We start from the raw sequence: 19,263 nt of genomic DNA on the forward strand, positions 1-19,263 counted from the left end.
CTATAAATCCATCGACGCGGAGACAGGCAAGCCATGTTCAATCGTTTCAAAGTTGCTCGACTGATGAGTCTTGCCTCGCTGGCGCTGGGCCTGTCCGGCTTGGCACAGTCTCAAATCCAGGGAGACAGCGCGGCTGCGCTGGGGGGGCTCAAGCGCGGCGTCAACATCGTCGGCTATGACGCGGTCTGGACGGATCCGGCCAAGGCACGGTTCCAGCCACGTCATATGCAGGCCATCCGTGACGGTGGCTTCGACCATGTGCGTTTCAACCTGCAGGCCTTCGCCCACATGGACGCGGAAAACCGCCTGTCGGCGCAGTGGTTCAAGACATTGGACGTGCTGGTCGACGCCGGCTTGAAGGCGGGCCTGCAGGTCATCCTTGACGAGCACAACTTCAACGAGTGCGCCAAGGAAGCGGACCTGCCGTCCTGCCGCGTGCGCCTGCAGGCCTTCTGGCGCCAGGTTGCGGCCCGCTATCAGGGCGCGTCCGACGCGGTGGTCTTCGAGATCCTGAACGAGCCCAACGGGGCAGCCGATGCGGTGTGGAACGACATGCTGGCCGAGAACCTGGCCATCATCCGTGAGACCAACCCCAAGCGGCGCGTCATCATCGGTCCCAAGTCATGGAACTCGCTGGATCAACTCGACAGCCTGCGGCTGCCCGATGCCGACCGGCGGCTCATCGTCACCTTCCACTACTACACGCCGATGGAGTTCACCCACCAGGGTGCGTCGTGGACGCCGCAGTTTCAGAAGCTGTCCGGGGTGACTTGGGGCACGGCGGCCGACCAGGAGAAGCTGAAGAATGACCTGGATCGGGTCAAGGTATGGGCGGACAAGCAAAAGCGGCCCATCCTGCTGGGCGAGTTTGGCGCGCTGGAAAGCGCCGGCATGGCGCAGCGCGTGGCCTGGACGAGCGCCGTTGCCCGTGCTGCCGAGGCGCGCGGCTTTGCCTGGTCCTACTGGCAGTTCGACTCTGACTTCGTCCTCTGGGACATGAAGACCGATGGCTGGGTCAAGCCCATCCACGGTGCCCTGGTGCCCGAGAAGGCAACGGCTGCGCCTGCTGCAACTGCCTCTCGCACGACCGACCCGGCGCTGGATTACCTGATCAACACGCCGCGTGTCACCACCTGGTCCGTCTACGGTGACGGACAGTCCAGCCAGCAGGTGCCCTGCGCGGCGACCGGCAAGGTCTGCCTGCGCGTGGCGCTGCTATCCGCCAAGCCCAATGTCTGGGATATCGGCGCGGTGGCGCCGCTGCAGGGCAGCATCGCCAAGGGCGACAAGCTTCAGGTCATCGCCTGGGCGCGGCTGGACACCGAGGACCCCAAGGCTCAGGCTGTCGTGCCGATGCTGCTGCAGCTCGGCGCGCCGCCCTACACGGCCGTGATCTCGGGCTCTGTCAACTTGACAAGCAAGCTGGAGGCTGTGGCCATCGGCGGCGTGGCGGCCGAGAGCTTTGCAGGCGGCACGGTCAACCTGGCGCTGCAACTGGGTCAGATCGGCCAGCCCGTCGTGCTCAGCGCGCCTTATGTGCTGAAGAACTACAAGCCGGCGCCGTAGTCCTCGGGTTCACCAATGAAAAAGGCGGCCGAGGCCGCCTTTTTCATTGGGCTGGAGAGCGCTCAGTCGCGGTCGCCGCCGAAGATGCCCAGCAGCGACAACAGGCTCTGGAACACGTTGTAGATATCCAGGTAGATGGCCATCGTCGCGCTGATGTAGTTGGTCTCGCCGCCGTCGATGACGCGCTTGATGTCGTACAGCATGAAGGCCGAGAACACGCCGAGCATCAGCACCAGAATCGTCAGCATCAGTGCCGACGACTGAAGGAAGAAGTTGGCGATGCAGGCGACCAGCAACACGACGGCGCCGACGGTCAGGAACTTGCCCATGGACGACAGGTCACGCTTGATGACGGTGGCCAGCGTGGCCATCGTGAAGAAGATGGCCGCCGTGCCGCCGAAGGCCGTCATGACGAGCGACGTGCCGTTCTTGTAGCCCAGCACATGGCCAACCAGGCGCGACAGCATCAGCCCCATGAAAAAGGTGAAGGCCAGCAGCGAGGCGACGCCGGCCGCGCTGTCCTTGGTCTTCTCGACCAGGAACATCAGGCCGAAGGCGCCAACGAAGAAGACCACCATGCTCATGCCGGGGCCCATCGCCTGGAGCACGCCGGTCGCGACGCCGATCCAGGCGCCCAGGACCGTAGGCACCAGGGACAGGGCCAGCAGCCAGTAGGTGTTGCGCAGTACGCGCTGACGGTCGGCAGCCAGACCGGTGCCAGTATAGCCGTATTCGTTTTGCAGGCTGTTGTTCATGAAGATGCTCCGAGGAACGAATGGAAACCGCACCGATTCTAGGTCGGGGCCACGCAGCTACATTGGGGGCTGTCCCTTGGAAAGCAAGACGATGAAACAGCAATCTCAACTCGAATTCTCAGACGTCAAACGGATGGCCGCTGCCGCCGAAGCTCATGCCCTCGAGAAGGGCTGGGCCGTCTCCATCGCCATCGTTGACGCTGGCGGCCACTTGCTGTGGTTGCAGCGCCTGGATGGCGCGGCGCCGATTTCGGCCCAGATCGCTCCCGCGAAAGCCCACACGTCCGCGCTCGGCCGGCGTGAGTCCAAGGTCTACGAAGACATGATCAACGGCGGCCGCATGTCGTTCCTCAGTGCGCCCGGCCTTGCCGGCACGCTGGAGGGGGGCGTGCCCATCCTCGTCGACGGGCAGGTGGTCGGCGCAGTCGGCGTCAGTGGCGTCAAGTCCAGCGAAGACGCGGAGATCGCCAAGGCGGGTATTGCGGCACTCTGATGCGGCAGTTTGAGGCGTCACGAAGCCGCTGCCAAGCGGTCACGAAGCCTCCGTACTAACCCGGGGCGGCTATACTCGATGGGTTTACCTGAACCCATCGCTGCCCGGCGCCAAACCTCTGCGGTTTCTACAAGTTGACCCGTCCTCAAACGGGTTGCTGCTGGGCACGCGACCCACTTGCGGAGACCCTTTGTGCTGACCGACCTGCTCCATCCCCCTCAAGCAATTCTGGCTCTGGCGGATGGGACGGTGTTCCGAGGCCAGTCCATCGGCGCGACCGGTCAGACGGTCGGCGAAGTCGTGTTCAACACCGCGATGTCGGGCTACCAGGAAATCCTGACCGACCCGAGCTACTGCAAGCAGATCGTCACGCTGACGTATCCGCACATCGGCAGCTACGGCGTTGCCGATGAAGACGTCGAAGCGGCCAAGGTCTTCGCCGCCGGCCTCGTCATCAAGGACCTGCCGATCCGTGCGTCCAACTTCCGCGCCGGCAAGACGCTCGACGCCTATCTGCGCGAGCAGGGCACGGTGGCCATCGCCGGCCTGGACACGCGCCGGCTGACGCGCGTTCTGCGCAGCAAGGGCGCACAGAATGGCTGCATCCTTGCGCTGCCCGCTGGCCAGGCCTTGATGGAGGCGGACATCGAAGAAGCCGTGGCCCAGGCCAAAGCTGCGCCGTCGATGGCGGGCCTCGATCTCGCCAAGGTCGTCAGCCGCACCGAAAGCGAAGTCTGGACGCAAACCGAGTGGAAGCTCGGCAGCGGCTACGGCACGCAGACGGCGCCCAAGTTCCACGTCGTCGCCTATGACTACGGCGTCAAGCTCAACATCCTGCGCATGCTGGCCGAACGCGGCTGCAAGGTCACCGTCGTGCCCGCACAGACGCCCGCAAGCGCCGTGTTCGACCTGGAACCCGACGGCGTCTTCCTGTCGAACGGCCCCGGCGACCCGGAGCCTTGCGACTACGCGATCAAGGCCACCGCGCAGCTGATCGAGTCCGGCATCCCGGTCTTCGGCATCTGCCTGGGCCACCAGATCCTGGCGCTGGCCTCTGGTGCCAAGACCTTCAAGATGAAGTTCGGCCACCACGGTGCCAATCATCCGGTGAAGGACCTGGACAGCGGCCGCGTCGGCATCACCAGCCAGAACCACGGCTTCGCGGTCGACCCCGACACGCTGCCGGCCAACCTGCGCGCCACGCACGTCAGCCTGTTCGACGGCACGCTGCAAGGCATCGCCCGCACCGACAAGCCGGCCTTCAGCTTCCAGGGCCACCCGGAAGCCAGCCCCGGCCCGCACGACATCGCCTATCTGTTCGATCACTTCGTGTCGTTGATGAACAAGGCCTGAGATGAAGCCCCTCGTCCAAGGCGTACCTTGGCCGGTCCCCCGCGGGGACGGCGATGTCCACGGCGTTGAGCCGCGAGCACATCGCCAAGCGGGCCGGCTCGGGAGCGGCCCAGCGCTCGGCCCGGAATACCCTGGAATGGATAACTGACATGTTCGGCATCACCGACCTCGGCACCTACCTGGCAGCAGCGATCTTCATCATCCTGCTGCCCGGGCCTAACTCGTTGTATGTGCTGTCCGTCGCGGCGCAGCGCGGCGTGCGCGCCGGCTACGTCGCGGCCTGTGGCGTTTTCGTCGGTGACACGCTGCTGATGACGGCGGCTGCCGCAGGCGGCGCGTCGCTGCTGATGGCGAGCCCGCAGATCTTCTTCGTGGTGAAGATGGTCGGCGCGGTCTATCTGGGCTGGATCGGCATCCAGTTGCTGCGCGGCGCGGTCAGCACCTGGCGGGGTGAGGCCAAGGCCGACGAGGCGCCGCGCGTCGTCGATGCGAGCCAGCCGTTCAGAAAGGCCCTGGTCGTCAGCCTGCTGAACCCCAAGGCCATCGCCTTCCTGCTGTCCTTCTTCATCCAGTTCGTCGACCCGGCCTACCCGCACCCGGCGCTGACCTTTTTGATCCTGGGTTCCATCATCCAGGTGTTGAGCTTCCTCTATCTCTCGACGCTGATCTTTGCCGGCGCCCGCCTTGCGGCGGCCTTCCGTGCGCGGCGTCGTCTCTCCGGCGCCGCGAATGCGGGCGTCGGAGTCCTATTCGTTGGGTTCGGGGCCAAGCTCGCGACCGCCACCCTTTAAGCAGAACCGCAGACCGCCATGCCGAAACGTACAGACCTAAAAACCATCCTCATCATCGGCGCGGGCCCGATCATCATTGGCCAGGCCTGCGAGTTCGATTACTCGGGCGCCCAGGCCTGCAAGGCGCTGCGCGAGGAGGGCTACAAGGTCGTCCTGGTCAACAGCAACCCGGCGACCATCATGACGGACCCGGACACGGCGGACGTCACCTACATCGAGCCCATCACCTGGCAGGTGGTCGAGAAGATCATCGCCAAGGAGCGCCCTGATGCGGTGCTGCCGACCATGGGCGGCCAGACCGCGCTGAACTGCGCGCTGGACCTGCACAAGCACGGCGTGCTGGCCAAGTACAACGTCGAGATGATCGGCGCCAACGAGCACGCCATCGAGAAGGCCGAGGACCGCCTCAAGTTCAAGGACGCCATGACCAAGATCGGCCTGGGCTCGGCACGGTCGGGGATCGCGCATTCGCTGGAAGAGGCATGGGGTGTGCAGAAGCGCATCCACGCCGAGATCGGCGGCGCCGGTTTCCCGATGGTCATCCGCCCCAGCTTCACGCTCGGCGGCTCGGGCGGCGGCATCGCCTACAACCCGGAAGAGTTCGAGACCATCTGCAAGCGCGGCCTGGACCTGTCGCCGACCAACGAGCTGCTCATCGAGGAGAGCCTGATCGGCTGGAAGGAGTACGAGATGGAAGTGGTTCGCGACAAGGCGGACAACTGCATCATCGTCTGCTCCATCGAGAACCTGGACCCGATGGGCATCCACACCGGTGACTCCATCACCGTGGCGCCGAGCCAGACGCTGTCGGACAAGGAATACCAGCTGCTGCGCAATGCCAGCATCGCCATCCTGCGCGAGATCGGCGTGGACACCGGCGGCTCCAACGTGCAGTTCTCGATCAACCCCAAGGACGGCCGCATGGTCGTCATCGAGATGAACCCGCGCGTGTCGCGTTCGTCCGCTTTGGCATCGAAGGCAACGGGCTTCCCCATCGCCAAGATCGCCGCCAAGCTGGCCGTGGGCTACACGTTGGACGAGTTGAAGAACGACATCACCGGTGGCATCACGCCCGCGTCGTTCGAGCCCAGCATCGACTACGTCGTCACCAAGATCCCGCGCTTCGCCTTCGAGAAGTTCCCGATGGCCGACTCGCGCCTGACGACGCAGATGAAGTCGGTCGGCGAAGTGATGGCGATGGGCCGCACCTTCCAGGAGTCGTTCCAGAAGGCGCTGCGTGGCCTGGAGACGGGCATCGACGGTCTGACCGAGCGCTCGACCGACCGCGAAGACATCGTGCAGGAAATCGGCGAAGCCGGCCCCGAGCGCATCCTCTATCTGGCCGACGCCTTCCGCATCGGCATGACGCTGGACGAGATCTACGAAGAGACTGCGGTCGATCCGTGGTTCCTCGCGCAGATCGAGCAACTGGTGCAGATCGAAGGCGAGCTGAAGGGCCGCGCCATCGAGTCCATCAGCGAGGCTGAGCTGCGCCTGCTGAAGAGCAAGGGCTTCTCGGACAAGCGCCTGGCCAAGCTGCTGGGTACGCATCAGCATGCCGTGCGCGAGCGCCGCCACGCGCTGAATGTGCGCCCGGTCTACAAGCGCGTGGACACCTGCGCGGCCGAGTTCGCCACGCAGACGGCCTACATGTACTCGACCTACGAGGGAGCCGACGCCGAGTGCGAAGCCAACCCGACGGACAGGAAGAAGATCATGGTGCTCGGCGGTGGCCCCAACCGCATCGGCCAGGGCATCGAGTTCGACTACTGCTGCGTGCACGCCGCGCTCGCGATGCGCGAAGACGGCTACGAGACCATCATGGTCAACTGCAATCCCGAGACCGTGTCGACCGACTACGACACCTCGGACCGCCTCTATTTCGAATCGGTCACGCTGGAAGATGTGCTCGAGATCGTCGACAAGGAAAAGCCGGTCGGCGTCATCGTGCAGTACGGCGGTCAGACGCCGTTGAAGCTGGCGCTGGACCTGGAACGTTGCGGCGTGCCCATCATCGGCACGACGCCCGATTCCATCGACATCGCCGAGGACCGCGAGCGCTTCCAGAAGCTGCTGCACGAGCTAGGCCTGCGCCAGCCGCCCAACCGCACCGCGCGCAATGAGGATCAAGCCGTGGCGTTGGCCAACGAAATCGGCTACCCGCTGGTCGTGCGCCCGAGCTATGTGCTGGGCGGCCGCGCGATGGAGATCGTGCACGGGGACAAGGACCTGGAGCGCTATATGCGCGAAGCCGTCCGCGTGTCCGAGAAGTCGCCGGTGCTGCTGGATCGCTTCCTGGAAGACGCCGTCGAGGTGGACGTCGACTGCATCGCCGACTCCACGGGCGACGTCATGATCGGCGGCATCATGGAGCACATCGAGGCGGCCGGCATCCACAGCGGCGACTCGGCCTGCTCGCTGCCGCCGTATACGCTGGCGGCCGACTTGCAGGACGAGCTGCGCCGCCAGACGGCCGCGATGGCCAAGGCGCTGAAGGTCATCGGCCTGATGAACGTGCAGTTCGCCATCCAGGGCGACGTGACCGCGGGCCTTGCCGCCTGCACGGTCTACGTGCTGGAAGTGAACCCGCGCGCCTCGCGCACCGTCCCCTATGTGTCCAAGGCCACCGGACAGCAGCTCGCCAAGATCGCCGCGCGCTGCATGGCCGGCCAGAAGCTGGTGGACCAGCGCGACCGCAAGGGCCGCGTGCCGGCCGAGGTCATCCCGCCTTACTTCAGCGTCAAGGAAGCCGTCTTCCCGTTCAACAAGTTCCCGGGCGTGGACCCCATCCTCAGCCCCGAGATGCGTTCGACGGGCGAGGTCATGGGCTCCGCCAAGACCTTCGGCGAAGCGATGCTGAAGAGCCAGATCGGTGCCGGCTCGCGACTGCCGCGCCAGGGCAATGTGCTGATCACCGTGAAGAACAGCGACAAGGCCCGCGCCATTGCCGTGGCCAAGGAGCTGCATGCATTGGGCTTCACCGTCGTTGCCACCCGCGGCACGGCGGCGGCCATCACCGAGGCCGGTGTGCCGGTCAAGCTGATCAACAAGATCAAGGACGGCCGCCCGCACATCGTCGACGCGCTCAAGGGTGGCGACATCCAGCTCGTTTTTACAACCGTGGACGAGACCCGCACCGCGATTGCCGACAGCCGCTACATCCGCCAGGCCGCGCTGGCCAGCCGCGTCACCTACTACACGACGATGGCAGGTTGTGAGGCGGCGGTCGAGGGCATGAAACACCGTGACGGATTGACCGTGCAATCCCTGCAGGAACTGCACGCAGAGCTGATTTAAACTACAGCGCATCGATTCCGCCGCCGCAGCCTAACCGGGCCGCAGCGGCGGAACTCTTTCTGCCACTGAGTTTTGACATGACGACCATTCCCCTGACCAAGCGCGGCGCCGAGGCGCTCAAGGCCGAACTGCACCGACTCAAGACCGTCGAGCGTCACGCCGTCGTTCAGGCGATCTCCGAAGCACGCGCCCAGGGCGACCTGAGCGAGAACGCGGAGTACGAAGCTGCCAAGGACAGACAAGGCTTCATCGAAGGCCGCATCCTCGAGATCGAAGGCAAGCTGGCAGCGGCGCAGATCATCGATCCGTCGACGCTGGATGCTGGCGGCCGCGTGGTCTTCGGTGCGACCGTCGACCTCGAAGAAGAGGCCAGCGGCACCGAAGTGACCTACCAGATCACTGGCGATGACGAAGCTGACATCAAGCAGGGCCGCATCTCCATCGGCTCGCCCATTGCTCGCGCGCTGATCGGCAAGGAAGCCGGTGACGTCGCCGAAGTGCAGGCCCCCGGTGGCATCAAGCGCTACGAGATCGTCGAAGTACGCTACGTCTGATGTTCGTTCGGCTGCAAACGCTGCTGGCCGCCCTCTGGGGCGGCTTTTTGCTGTGTGTGGCCTTCGCGGCGGCGCCGAGCGCTTTTGCCGTTTTGGATCGAGCCAATGCCGGGCTGTTCGTCGGGCGGCTGTTTTCCTTTGAGGCGAAGGCGAGCCTGGCCGTGGCGTTGATCCTGCTGCTGCTGGAGCGCCGCACCGCGCGCGACGCGGCCGAGGCGGGTGTGACCAGCAACGTCTTCTCGGCCGCTTTGCTGCTGCCCGCCGTCGCGCTGTTCTGCACGATCGCCGGCTTCTACGGGTTACAGCCCTTGATGGCGGACGCCCGTGCCGGCACGGGCGTTGCGTCCTTCGCGGCGCTGCATGGCGCCTCGCTGGCCTTCTTCGCAGTCAAGGGCCTGGCCGTGTTGGCCCTCGCGTGGAGACTCAGTCCGCCACGTTCTTCTTGACGCTGGTCATGCGCCGCTTGGCGCGCTTGAGCTCGCCGCCCTGGGCGACGCGCTGGTTGCCCAGCACCTTGAGCTTGGTGACCGTGGGCCGACCGTTGCCGCTTTTGGAGAACTTGACGATCTTGACGACGCGCGGCCCCGGCTTGGCGTCGGTGCGGTCTGCGGCCACCTTCTCCGGAATCGGCCGCCACAGCACCAGCAGCTTGCCGATGTGCTGGATGGGTGCCGCGCTCAGCTCGTCGCAGAGCTGGGTGAACATCGCCTCGCGGGCCGTGCGGTCGTCACCCAGCACCCGCACCTTGATCAGGCCGTGCGACTTCAATGCCAGGTCGACTTCCTTGACGACGGCGGGAGTGAGGCCATCGCCGCCGATCATCACGACCGGGTCGAGATGGTGGGCATCGGAGCGCTTGTCCTTGCGCTGGGCAGGGGTCAAAGAGATTTGAGGCATCCTCGTATTATCCCGTAGGCATGAAAACTCAGACAAAAAGCAAGAAGCTCAACAAGGCGTGGCTCAATAACCATGTGTCAGACCCTTATGTGCAACAAGCGCAGAAGGACGGCTACCGCTCGCGTGCGGCCTACAAGCTCAAGGAGATCGACGAGGAGCTGAAGCTGATTCGACCGGGGCAAGTCGTCGTCGATCTGGGCGCGACTCCCGGCGCCTGGAGCCAGTACCTGCGCCGCCGTTTCGCGCCCACGGAAGCGGGGCGGGGCGGGGCGGCAGTGGGGCAGCTGAACGGCACCATCATTGCGCTGGACCTGCTGGAGTTCGAGCCCATCGAGGGCGTGCAGTTCATTCAGGGTGATTTCGAGGATGCGGCCATCTACGCCCAGCTCGAAGCGGCATTGGGCGGGCGGCAGATCGACGTCGTGGTGTCCGACATGGCGCCCAATATGTCCGGCATAGCATCCACCGATGGCGCCCGCATCTCCGGGCTCGTCGAGCTGGCGGTTGACTTTGCCGGCCAGCATCTCAAACCGGAGGGTGCATTGGTGGCGAAGGTCTTCCATGGCAGCGGTTACAACGAGCTGGTGGCGCTGTTCCGTGCTCGCTTCAAGACCGTCAAGGCGGTGAAGCCAAAGGCTTCGCGTATTCGATCGTCCGAGAACTTTCTCGTCGGTATCGGTTTGAAACCTCGTTAAGCAACGTGATGGCAAGGGCTCTTACCCCTTGCGTCGCTTAAAATCGTCCCCACTGTCCTGGCACCTGGCGCGAAGAGCGCAGGTATCAGGGCCAGGAAAGGCCAAGGAGTCGCAGTGAACAATCAGTGGTTTTCGAAGTTCGCCGTCTGGATCGTGATCGCATTGGTGCTGTTCACGGTGGTGAAGCAGTTCGGCGGTGCGACGGCGCCGGGCAAGCAGGTAACGTATACCGAGTTTCTCGATCTCGTTCAGGCGCGGCGCATCAAATCCGCAACGCTGCCTGATGGCCCGACCGGCGACATCTTTGCCGAGGACACCGAGGGCAACAAGATCCGCACCTTGGCGACCTACCAGGACCGAGGCCTGGTGGGTGACCTGCGCAACAACGGCGTCAAGTTCGACATCAAGCCGCGTGAAGAGCAAAGCTTCCTGCTCAGCATGCTGATCAACTGGGCGCCGATGCTGCTGTTGATCGGCGTCTGGGTCTACTTCATGCGCCAGATGCAGGGCGGCGGCAAGGGCGGGGCTTTCAGCTTCGGCAAATCCAAGGCCCGCATGCTGGATGAGGCCAGCAACACCGTCACCTTCGCCGATGTCGCCGGTTGCGACGAGGCCAAGGAAGAGGTGAAGGAGCTTGTCGACTTCCTGAAGGACCCGCAGAAATTCCAGAAGCTCGGCGGTCGCATCCCGCGCGGCGTGCTGCTGGTCGGCCCTCCCGGCACCGGCAAGACGCTGCTGGCCAAATCCATCGCCGGCGAGGCCAAGGTCCCTTTCTTCACGATCTCTGGCTCCGACTTCGTCGAGATGTTCGTCGGTGTCGGCGCGGCCCGTGTGCGCGACATGTTCGAGCAGGCAAAGAAGAGCGCACCCTGCATCATCTTCATCGACGAAATCGACGCTGTCGGCCGCCATCGTGGTGCCGGCCTGGGCGGTGGCAACGACGAACGCGAGCAGACGCTGAACCAGATGCTGGTCGAGATGGACGGCTTCGAGACCAATCTCGGCGTCATCGTCATTGCGGCCACCAACCGCCCCGACATCCTCGACCCGGCCCTGCTGCGCCCCGGTCGTTTCGACCGCCAGGTTTACGTGACGCTGCCGGACATCCGTGGCCGCGAGCAAATCCTGAACGTGCACATGCGCAAGGTGCCCATCGGCCAGGACGTGAACGCCTCCATCCTCGCCCGTGGCACGCCCGGCATGAGCGGTGCAGACCTGGCCAACCTGGTCAACGAGGCGGCGCTGTTCGCCGCGCGCCGCAACGGCCGTCTCGTGGAGATGATCGACTTCGAGCGCGCCAAGGACAAGCTCTACATGGGCCCCGAGCGCAAGAGCATGGTCATGTCCGAGGACGAGAAGCGCGCCACGGCGTATCACGAGTCCGGCCACGCCGTCGTCGCCGAGATGCTGCCCAACACCGACCCGGTCCACAAGGTCACCATCATGCCGCGCGGCCGCGCGCTGGGCGTGACCTGGCAGCTGCCCGAGCGTGACCAGCACAGCCTGTACTTCAAGCAGATGCTCAACAGCATCAGCATCATGTTCGGTGGCCGTATCGCCGAGGACCTGTTCGTCCACGACATCTCCACCGGCGCCTCCAACGACTATGAGCGCGCCACCCGCATGGCACGCGACATGGTCACGCGCTACGGCATGAGCGAGGTGCTGGGCCCGATGGTCTATGCCGAGAACGAGGGCGAAGTCTTCCTCGGCCGCAGCATGACGAAGACGGCCAATATCAGCGAGAACACGCAGCAGAAGGTCGACGGCGAAATCCGCCGCATCCTCGACCAGCAGTACGCCGTGGCCCAGAAGATCCTGGAAGACCAGCGCGACAAGGTCGAGGCGATGACCGCCGCGCTGATGAAGTGGGAAACCATCGACCGCGACCAGATCCTGGACATCATGGCTGGGCGCCCGCCGCGTGAACCGGGCGGCACGCCGACGCCCAGCAGTGGACCAACGGGTGGCGGCACGCCGCCGGTCAGCACGGATGGCGCACCGGCTGCGGCCTGAATCCCATCGACACGACGGGCCCGGTTTCCACCGGGCCCTTTTTCATTGCCGAAGAGATCCATGTACTGGCAGACCCGTCGTTTCCGCCTCGACCTGAGCCGTCCGAAGGTGATGGGCATCGTCAACGTGACGCCCGACTCCTTCTCGGACGGCGGCCGGCATGACGACAGCCTCGCGGCCATCGCTCATTGCGAGCGCCTGGTGGCTGAAGGCGCGGACATCCTCGACATCGGCGGCGAGTCGACGCGGCCCGGTGCGCCTGGGGTCGACGTCGACAGCGAATGGGCTCGCATCGCCGATGTCTTGGCTGCGGCCGTGACGCTCGGCGTGCCGGTTTCTGTCGACACCTTCAAGCCCGAGGTCATGCGCCGTGCGCTGGATGCAGGCGTGGACATCGTCAACGACGTGCAGGCCTTGCAACTGCCCGGTGCGCTTGCAGCTGTGGCCGGTAGCGGCGCGGGCGTCTGCCTGATGCACATGCGCGGCCAGCCGGCGTCGATGATGGAACTGGCCGTGTATGGCGACGTTGTTGCCGAGGTTGGCACTTTCCTGGCTCGGCGTGCCGAGGCAGCGCGGGGTTCTGACATACCTGCCAGCTGCGTCGTGCTGGACCCGGGCTATGGGTTCGCGAAGACGGCCGAGCACAACCTCCAGCTGCTGGCGGGCCAGCGTCGCCTGACGGAGCTGGGCTACCCGCTGTTGGTGGGGTGGTCACGCAAACGCACCTTGGGCGACATCACCGGCCGGGCCGTTGACCAGCGCCTGCCCGCCAGCCTCGCCGCCGCACTGCGGGCCGTCAGCGCCGGCGCCAACGTGGTTCGCGTGCACGATGTCGCCGCGACGGTGGACGCGCTCAAGATCTGGGCCGCAGTCGATGCGGCGACAATGCCGGCCTCCGAATAAGAAGGAAGCGCTCGATGAGCCGCAAGTATTTTGGAACCGACGGCATTCGAGGCACCGTCGGGCAGTCGCCGATCACGCCGGACTTCATGCTGCGCCTGGGCCATGCCGTGGGACGCGTGCTGCGCAAGGGCGGCAACCGCCCGACCGTGCTGATCGGCAAGGACACGCGCATCTCCGGCTACATGATCGAGTCGGCTCTGGAGGCCGGCTTCGCGTCGGCCGGTGTCAACGTGCTGCTGACCGGCCCGCTGCCAACGCCCGGCGTCGCCTACCTGACCCGTGCGCTGCGCCTGGATCTGGGCGTCGTGATCAGCGCCTCGCACAACGCCTTCCAGGACAACGGCATCAAGTTCTTCTCGGCCAAAGGCGAGAAGCTGCCCGATGCCTGGGAGCTCGCCGTCGAAGCTGCGCTGGACGAAGAACCCCAGTGGGTCGACTCCGCCAGCCTTGGCAAAGCCAAGCGGCTGGAAGACGCGCGCGGCCGCTACATCGAGTTCTGCAAGAACAGCTTCGGTTCCGACCTGACGCTCAAGGGCCTGAAGATCGTCGTGGATGCCGCCAACGGCGCGGCCTATCACGTGGCACCCGACGTCTTCCATGAGCTGGGCGCCGAAGTCATCTCCATCGGCTGCAAGCCCGATGGCTTCAACATCAATGCCGGCTTTGGCGCGACGTCGCCCGGCGCGCTGGTCGAGGCCGTCAAGGCGCATGGAGCCCATTACGGCATCGCGCTGGATGGCGATGCCGATCGGTTGCAATTGGTGGACGGCAATGGCCGCCTCTACAACGGCGACGAGCTTCTCTACGCGATGGTGTTGGACCGCCTCGGCCAGGGCCAGCGCGTGCCCGGCGCGGTTGGCACGCTGATGACGAACATGGCCGTCGAGCTGGCGCTGCGCGCGCGCGATGTCGAGTTCGTGCGTGCCAAGGTCGGAGACCGCTATGTGCTGGAAGAACTGGCAGCGCGTGGCTGGGAACTCGGCGGCGAAGGCTCGGGCCATCTGCTGGCGCTGGACAAGCACACCACCGGCGACGGCATCGTCAGCGCGCTGCTGGTATTGCAGTCGGTCTGCCGCAGCGGGCGCAGCCTGGCAGAGCAGTTGCAGGGCGTCGACCTGTTCCCGCAGGTGCTGCTCAATATTCGTCTGCAACCCGGCCAGGATTGGAAGAGCAGCACGCGCCTTGCCGACGAGCAGGCCGCAGTGACAGCCGAACTGGGCAACAAGGGTCGCATCCTGATCCGCGCCTCGGGCACCGAGCCGCTTTTGCGCATCATGGTGGAAGCATCGGACGCCGGCATGGCGCAGCGCTGCGCCCAGCGGCTGGTGGACGCCGTCTCGCTCTGAGCTGCCGGCGCTGCCAAAAGGAAGGCCGCTCTCGAGCGGCCTTTCGTTCGATGGCGGGAGACTTACTTCTTTGGTGGCATCAACACCCGGTCAACGACATGGGCCACGCCATTGGTCGCAACGATGTCCGCCTGCTGCACGACCGCGTCGTCTACGGTGATGAAGCTGCCGGCCTTGGCCAGGGCCAGATTGGCACCCTGGCGCGACTTGGCGCCGCCGTTCCTGACGTCGGCCGCAGCCATGCGGCCGTCAATCACGTGATAGCCCAGCACGGCCTTGAGCTGGGCCGGATCGGCCGCTAGCGCTTCCATCGTCTTGGCCGGCACGGCCTTGAAGGCTTCGTCGCTGGGCGCGAAGACGGTGATCGGGCCGGCGCCGCGCAGTTCTTCCGTCAAGCCGGCTTGGGCGGCAAGGCGGTTGAAGGTGCTGAGCTGCGGCGCGCGGGCCAGCGTGTCGGCCAGCGGAGCAGGGGCGGGCGTGGTGGCGCAGGCGGCGAGCAGGCTGGCTGCGGCAATTGCAATCAAGGTTGAGCGACGGATCATTCGGGGCTCCCGTAGTTGTAAGAACGCGCTGATCGGCACTCTAGAAGTCCAATATGACGTTCGCATGAAGGCCGAATGACACTGTCATAAAGTCTGCTGCGACAGCTTCACACGGCAGCGCCGACGCGCTCCAATCGCCGGATGGATGAGCCACGGTCATTGAATGGTCACATTCGATCCCTAGGATGGCGAACATCGTCAAAACCGCTTCGCGGAAGGTGTCTCAGATGAAGTCTGTCCAGGTCAGCAAGTCGCTCGCGCTCATTTCCACTTTGGCGGGCCTGTTCGGCGCCCAGGTGGCGCTTGCCCAGGACGTCACCGGTGCTGGTGCGACCTTCCCGGCACCCATCTACGCCAAGTGGGCCGATGCCTACAACAAGGCGACCGGCGTGCGCATCAACTACCAGTCGGTCGGCTCCGGCGCCGGCATCCGCCAGATCAAGGCAAAGACGGTGGACTTCGGTGCGTCCGACATGCCGCTGAAGGACGAAGAGCTGGCGAAGGACGGGCTTGTGCAGTTCCCGATGGTCATCGGCGGCGTCGTGCCGGTCGTCAACATCAAGGGCATCGCCCCGGGCCAGATCAAGCTGACCGGCGCCGTGCTGGCCGACATCTACCTTGGCAAGATCACGAAGTGGAATGACGCGGCCATCACCGCGCTGAACGCCGGCCTGCCGCTGCCCGACGCCGTCATCGCCCCGGTGGCCCGCGCCGACGGTTCGGGCACGACCTTCATCTTCACCAACTACCTGTCCAAGGTCAGCGAAGACTGGAAGACCAAGGTGGGCGAAGGCACGACGGTCAAGTGGCTGGCGGGCACGGCCGGCAAGGGCAACGAGGGCGTCGCCGCCTTCGTGCAGCGCCTGCCCAACTCCATCGGCTACGTCGAGTACGCCTATGTGAAGCAGAACAAGATGACCTACGTGCAGCTGAAGAACAAGGACGGCCAGTGGGTCAGCCCGAGCGACGACGCCTTCAAGGCCGCCGCGGCCGGTGCCGACTGGAACAAGACCTTCTATCAGATCACGACCGAGCAGCCCGGCAAGACTGCCTGGCCGCTGACCAACCCGACCTACATCCTGATGTTCAAGTCGCAGGACAAGGCCGCGCAAGCCAGCGCCGCACTGAAGTTCTTCGACTGGGCCTATGGCAACGGCGACAAGATGGCCGACGACCTCGATTACGTGCCGCTGCCCGCGAGCGTGAAGGACCTGGTGCGCAAGCAGTGGACCGACCAGATCAAGGACACCGCCGGCAAGGCCGTTGCTTTCAAGTGATCCATCGGCGCTGACGGCGGCCCGGCACCTGCCGGGCTTTGCCTTGTCGAAAGCGCCCATTCCCGTCACCAGACTTCCGGAGGTTCCTTGGCAGCCATCCTTCCAGCCGACAACGCAGGCACTGATAGCCGCGAACCTCGCTCGCAGATCTCACCGATGAGCCCACCACCCCAGCGGCGACGCGTCGCTCCCTGGGCGGACACACTGTTTGCTGCCCTGTCTCAGGGCGCTGCGTGGCTGACGCTGCTGTTGATGGTCGGCATCATTGGCTCGCTCATCATCGGCGCCACGCCAGCCCTGAAGGCCTTCGGCCTCGGTTTCCTGACCAGTGCGGAATGGGACCCGGTGCAGGAGAAGTTCGGCGGCCTGGTGATGATCTATGGCACGCTGGCCAGCTCCTTCATCGCGCTGGCCATCGCCGTACCGGTCAGCTTCGGCATCGCCATCTTCCTGACCGAGCTGTCGCCCAACTGGCTGAAGCGCCCGCTCGGCGTCGCCATCGAACTGCTGGCTGCCGTGCCGTCCATCGTCTACGGCATGTGGGGCCTGCTGGTGTTCGGCCCCATCCTGGCCACCTACGTTCAGGCGCCGCTGCAAGCCGTGTTCACCGGCGTGCCTTTCATCGGCTCGCTGTTCACCGGCCCGCCCGTGGGCATTGGCATCCTGTCGGCCGGCATCATTCTGGCGATCATGATCATTCCATTCATCGCCTCGGTGATGCGTGATGTCTTCGAGGTCACGCCGCCGATGCTGAAGGAAAGCGCCTACGGCCTGGGCGCCACGACCTGGGAGGTCGTCTCCCGCGTCGTGCTGCCGTACACCAAGACCGGCGTCGTCGGCGGCATCATGCTGGGACTGGGCCGCGCGCTCGGCGAGACGATGGCCGTCACCTTCGTCATCGGCAACATGAACCAGCTGAACTCGTTGTCCGTCTTTGAGGCGGCCAACAGCATCACGTCCACGCTGGCCAACGAATTCGCCGAAGCCGGCGAGGGGCTGCACCAGGCCTCGCTGATGTACCTCGGCCTCGTCCTCTTCCTCATCACCTTTGTCGTGCTGACCATCTCCAAGCTGCTGTTGATGCGCCTGAAGAAGAATGAAGGAACCCGCTCATGAGCTCAACCCTCGACGCCCGCCGCCTCGCGGTGCACAAGAAGCGCAAGCGGACAAACGCCATCGCGCTGGCGCTGTCGCTCGGAGCCATGGGCTTCGGCGTGTTCTGGCTGGTCTGGATCCTTTTCGAAACCATCTATCTCGGCATCGGCGGCCTGACCTGGTCCACCCTCACCGAGATGACGCCGCCACCGCAAGGCGAGGGCGGTGGCCTGGCCAATGCCATCTTCGGCAGCTTTGTCATGGTGGGCCTGGCCACGCTGATCGGCACGCCGGTCGGCATCCTGGCCGGCGTCTATCTGGCCGAGTACGGCCAGAAGACCTGGCTGGGCAGTGCGGTGCGCTTCATCAACGACATCCTGCTGTCCGCACCGTCCATCGTCATTGGCTTGTTCGTCTATGCGATGGTCGTGGCCAAGCTGAAGAGCTTCTCGGGCATGGCCGGTGCGCTGGCCCTCGCGCTGCTCGTCATCCCCGTCGTCATCCGCACGACGGAAAACATGCTGAGCCTGGTGCCCAACGCGCTTCGCGAGGCGGCCTATGCCCTGGGCACGCCGAAGTGGAAGGTCATCATGACCATCACGCTGAAGGCGGCCCGCGCCGGCGTGCTTACCGGCATCCTGCTGGCCCTGGCTCGTGTGTCCGGCGAGACGGCGCCGCTGCTGTTCACGGCCCTGTCCAACCAGTTCTGGACCAGCGACATCAGCGCACCGATGGCCAGCCTCCCGGTCACCATCTTCAAGTTCGCGATGAGCCCCTACGAGAACTGGCAGAAGCTGGCCTGGGCCGGCGTCTTCCTGATCACCGTGGGCGTGCTGCTGCTGAACATCCTGGCTCGCGTGCTCTTCAAGAACAAACACTAAGGAATCACCATGGACGCCAAGATTGAAACGCCCGTGGGCGAGCGCGCCAAGCTGACGGTGCGCAACCTGAACTTCTACTACGGCGGCTTCCACGCGCTGAAGAACATCAACCTCGACATTCCCGAGAACAAGGTCACCGCCTTCATCGGCCCGTCGGGCTGCGGCAAGAGCACGCTTCTGCGTACGCTGAACCGCATGTTCGAGCTCTACCCAGAGCAGCGCGCCGAAGGCCAGATCCTGCTCGACGGTGAGGACATCCTGGCCAGCAAGGACGACGTCTCGCTGATCCGCGCCAAGATTGGCATGGTCTTCCAGAAGCCCACGCCTTTCCCGATGTCCATCTACGACAACATCGCTTTTGGCGTGAAGCTGTTCGAGACGCTGCCGCGCGTGGAGATGGACGAGCGCGTGGAGTGGGCGCTGAAGAAGGCAGCCCTCTGGGGCGAGGTGAAGGACAAGCTCAACCAGAGCGGCTCCGGCCTCTCCGGTGGCCAGCAGCAGCGCCTGTGCATCGCACGCGGCATCGCCATCAAGCCCGAGGTGCTGTTGCTCGACGAACCCTGCTCGGCGCTGGACCCGATCTCCACCGGCAAGATCGAGGAACTCATCCACGAGCTGAAGGCCGACTACACCGTGGCCATCGTGACCCACAACATGCAGCAGGCCGCGCGTTGCTCGGACTACACGGCCTACATGTACTTGGGCGACCTCATCGAATTCGGACCGACCGCTGAGCTCTTCATGAAGCCCAAGCGCAAGGACACCGAGGACTACATCACCGGCCGCTTCGGCTGATCCAGGA

The 19,263-nt window shown here is 64.9% G+C and carries 18 protein-coding genes; 15 read left to right on the plus strand and 3 right to left on the minus strand.

What is annotated here, in order from left to right; genetic code table 11:
- The first annotated feature begins 63 nt into the window (after positions 1-63).
- Positions 64-1,566, plus strand: a complete 1,503-nt coding sequence (locus tag AC0IZJ_RS00430; protein WP_471845517.1) for a glycoside hydrolase family 5 protein — start codon at positions 64-66, stop codon at positions 1,564-1,566.
- 62 nt (positions 1,567-1,628) lie between these two features.
- Here the strand turns inward: AC0IZJ_RS00430 and AC0IZJ_RS00435 are convergent, their stop codons facing one another.
- Positions 1,629-2,321: a Bax inhibitor-1/YccA family protein gene (locus tag AC0IZJ_RS00435; protein WP_471845518.1), complete on the minus strand. Its 693-nt coding sequence runs from the start codon at positions 2,319-2,321 to the stop codon at positions 1,629-1,631.
- 91 nt (positions 2,322-2,412) lie between these two features.
- On the opposite strand from AC0IZJ_RS00435, the gene AC0IZJ_RS00440 reads away from it, so the two are divergent.
- The 6 genes from AC0IZJ_RS00440 to AC0IZJ_RS00465 all read left to right on the plus strand — a co-directional run bounded on the left by AC0IZJ_RS00440 (position 2,413) and on the right by AC0IZJ_RS00465 (position 9,255).
- A complete protein-coding gene (locus AC0IZJ_RS00440) occupies positions 2,413-2,814 on the plus strand; it encodes a GlcG/HbpS family heme-binding protein (protein WP_471847115.1) in 402 nt (133 codons plus the stop codon).
- Positions 2,815-3,006: 192 nt separating this feature from the next.
- Positions 3,007-4,167, plus strand: coding sequence for a glutamine-hydrolyzing carbamoyl-phosphate synthase small subunit (gene carA / locus AC0IZJ_RS00445; RefSeq protein ID WP_471845520.1), 1,161 nt, complete (start codon positions 3,007-3,009; stop codon positions 4,165-4,167).
- Between the two features lie 149 nt (positions 4,168-4,316).
- Entirely contained in the window at positions 4,317-4,958 is a 642-nt protein-coding gene (leuE, locus tag AC0IZJ_RS00450) for a leucine efflux protein LeuE (protein ID WP_471847117.1), read from the plus strand.
- Between the two features lie 18 nt (positions 4,959-4,976).
- Positions 4,977-8,255, plus strand: coding sequence for a carbamoyl-phosphate synthase large subunit (gene carB, locus AC0IZJ_RS00455; protein WP_471845522.1), 3,279 nt, complete (start codon positions 4,977-4,979; stop codon positions 8,253-8,255).
- 77 nt (positions 8,256-8,332) lie between these two features.
- Positions 8,333-8,809 carry a transcription elongation factor GreA gene (gene greA, locus AC0IZJ_RS00460; RefSeq protein WP_471845524.1) on the plus strand — a complete coding sequence of 159 codons (477 nt, stop codon included), beginning with the start codon at positions 8,333-8,335 and terminating at the stop codon, positions 8,807-8,809.
- Positions 8,809-9,255 (plus strand): DUF4149 domain-containing protein, encoded by a 447-nt coding sequence (locus AC0IZJ_RS00465; RefSeq protein WP_471845526.1) that lies wholly within the window; start codon positions 8,809-8,811, stop codon positions 9,253-9,255. Before greA ends, AC0IZJ_RS00465 begins: the two co-directional genes overlap by 1 nt.
- Here the strand turns inward: AC0IZJ_RS00465 and AC0IZJ_RS00470 are convergent.
- The gene (locus AC0IZJ_RS00470) at positions 9,233-9,706 is read right to left on the minus strand and encodes a YhbY family RNA-binding protein (protein ID WP_471845528.1); all 474 of its coding nucleotides are present in this window, start codon (positions 9,704-9,706) and stop codon (positions 9,233-9,235) included. The two genes, AC0IZJ_RS00465 and AC0IZJ_RS00470, sit on opposite strands and share 23 nt — an antisense overlap.
- 20 nt (positions 9,707-9,726) lie before the next feature.
- On the opposite strand from AC0IZJ_RS00470, the gene AC0IZJ_RS00475 reads away from it, so the two are divergent.
- From AC0IZJ_RS00475 to glmM, 4 genes are all read left to right on the plus strand, one after another.
- Positions 9,727-10,401 (plus strand): RlmE family RNA methyltransferase, encoded by a 675-nt coding sequence (locus AC0IZJ_RS00475; RefSeq protein WP_471845530.1) that lies wholly within the window; start codon positions 9,727-9,729, stop codon positions 10,399-10,401.
- Positions 10,402-10,515: 114 nt separating this feature from the next.
- Positions 10,516-12,417, plus strand: coding sequence for an ATP-dependent zinc metalloprotease FtsH (gene ftsH, locus AC0IZJ_RS00480; RefSeq protein ID WP_471845532.1), 1,902 nt, complete (start codon positions 10,516-10,518; stop codon positions 12,415-12,417).
- A 60-nt stretch (positions 12,418-12,477) separates the two neighbouring features.
- Positions 12,478-13,320, plus strand: a complete 843-nt coding sequence (folP, locus tag AC0IZJ_RS00485; RefSeq protein WP_471845534.1) for a dihydropteroate synthase — start codon at positions 12,478-12,480, stop codon at positions 13,318-13,320.
- A 14-nt stretch (positions 13,321-13,334) separates the two neighbouring features.
- Complete coding sequence (glmM, locus tag AC0IZJ_RS00490) at positions 13,335-14,666, plus strand: phosphoglucosamine mutase (RefSeq protein WP_471845536.1); 1,332 nt, start codon at positions 13,335-13,337, stop codon at positions 14,664-14,666.
- Between the two features lie 62 nt (positions 14,667-14,728).
- Here the strand turns inward: glmM and AC0IZJ_RS00495 are convergent, their stop codons facing one another.
- The gene (locus tag AC0IZJ_RS00495; protein ID WP_471845538.1) at positions 14,729-15,208 is read right to left on the minus strand and encodes a fasciclin domain-containing protein; all 480 of its coding nucleotides are present in this window, start codon (positions 15,206-15,208) and stop codon (positions 14,729-14,731) included.
- A gap of 227 nt (positions 15,209-15,435) precedes the next feature.
- On the opposite strand from AC0IZJ_RS00495, the gene pstS reads away from it, so the two are divergent.
- The 4 genes from pstS (at position 15,436) to pstB (ending at position 19,256) form a co-directional block, all read left to right on the plus strand.
- On the plus strand, positions 15,436-16,485 hold the full coding sequence (gene pstS / locus AC0IZJ_RS00500; RefSeq protein ID WP_471845540.1) for a phosphate ABC transporter substrate-binding protein PstS: 1,050 nt from the start codon (positions 15,436-15,438) through the stop codon (positions 16,483-16,485).
- 156 nt (positions 16,486-16,641) lie between these two features.
- On the plus strand, positions 16,642-17,601 hold the full coding sequence (gene pstC / locus AC0IZJ_RS00505) for a phosphate ABC transporter permease subunit PstC (RefSeq protein ID WP_471845542.1): 960 nt from the start codon (positions 16,642-16,644) through the stop codon (positions 17,599-17,601).
- Positions 17,598-18,461 (plus strand): phosphate ABC transporter permease PstA, encoded by an 864-nt coding sequence (gene pstA / locus AC0IZJ_RS00510; RefSeq protein ID WP_471845544.1) that lies wholly within the window; start codon positions 17,598-17,600, stop codon positions 18,459-18,461. Before pstC ends, pstA begins: the two co-directional genes overlap by 4 nt.
- Before the next feature lie 9 nt (positions 18,462-18,470).
- Positions 18,471-19,256 (plus strand): phosphate ABC transporter ATP-binding protein PstB, encoded by a 786-nt coding sequence (gene pstB / locus AC0IZJ_RS00515; RefSeq protein ID WP_471845546.1) that lies wholly within the window; start codon positions 18,471-18,473, stop codon positions 19,254-19,256.
- Positions 19,257-19,263 lie beyond the last annotated feature (7 nt).

This window comes from Roseateles sp. AC306, assembly GCF_979253795.1.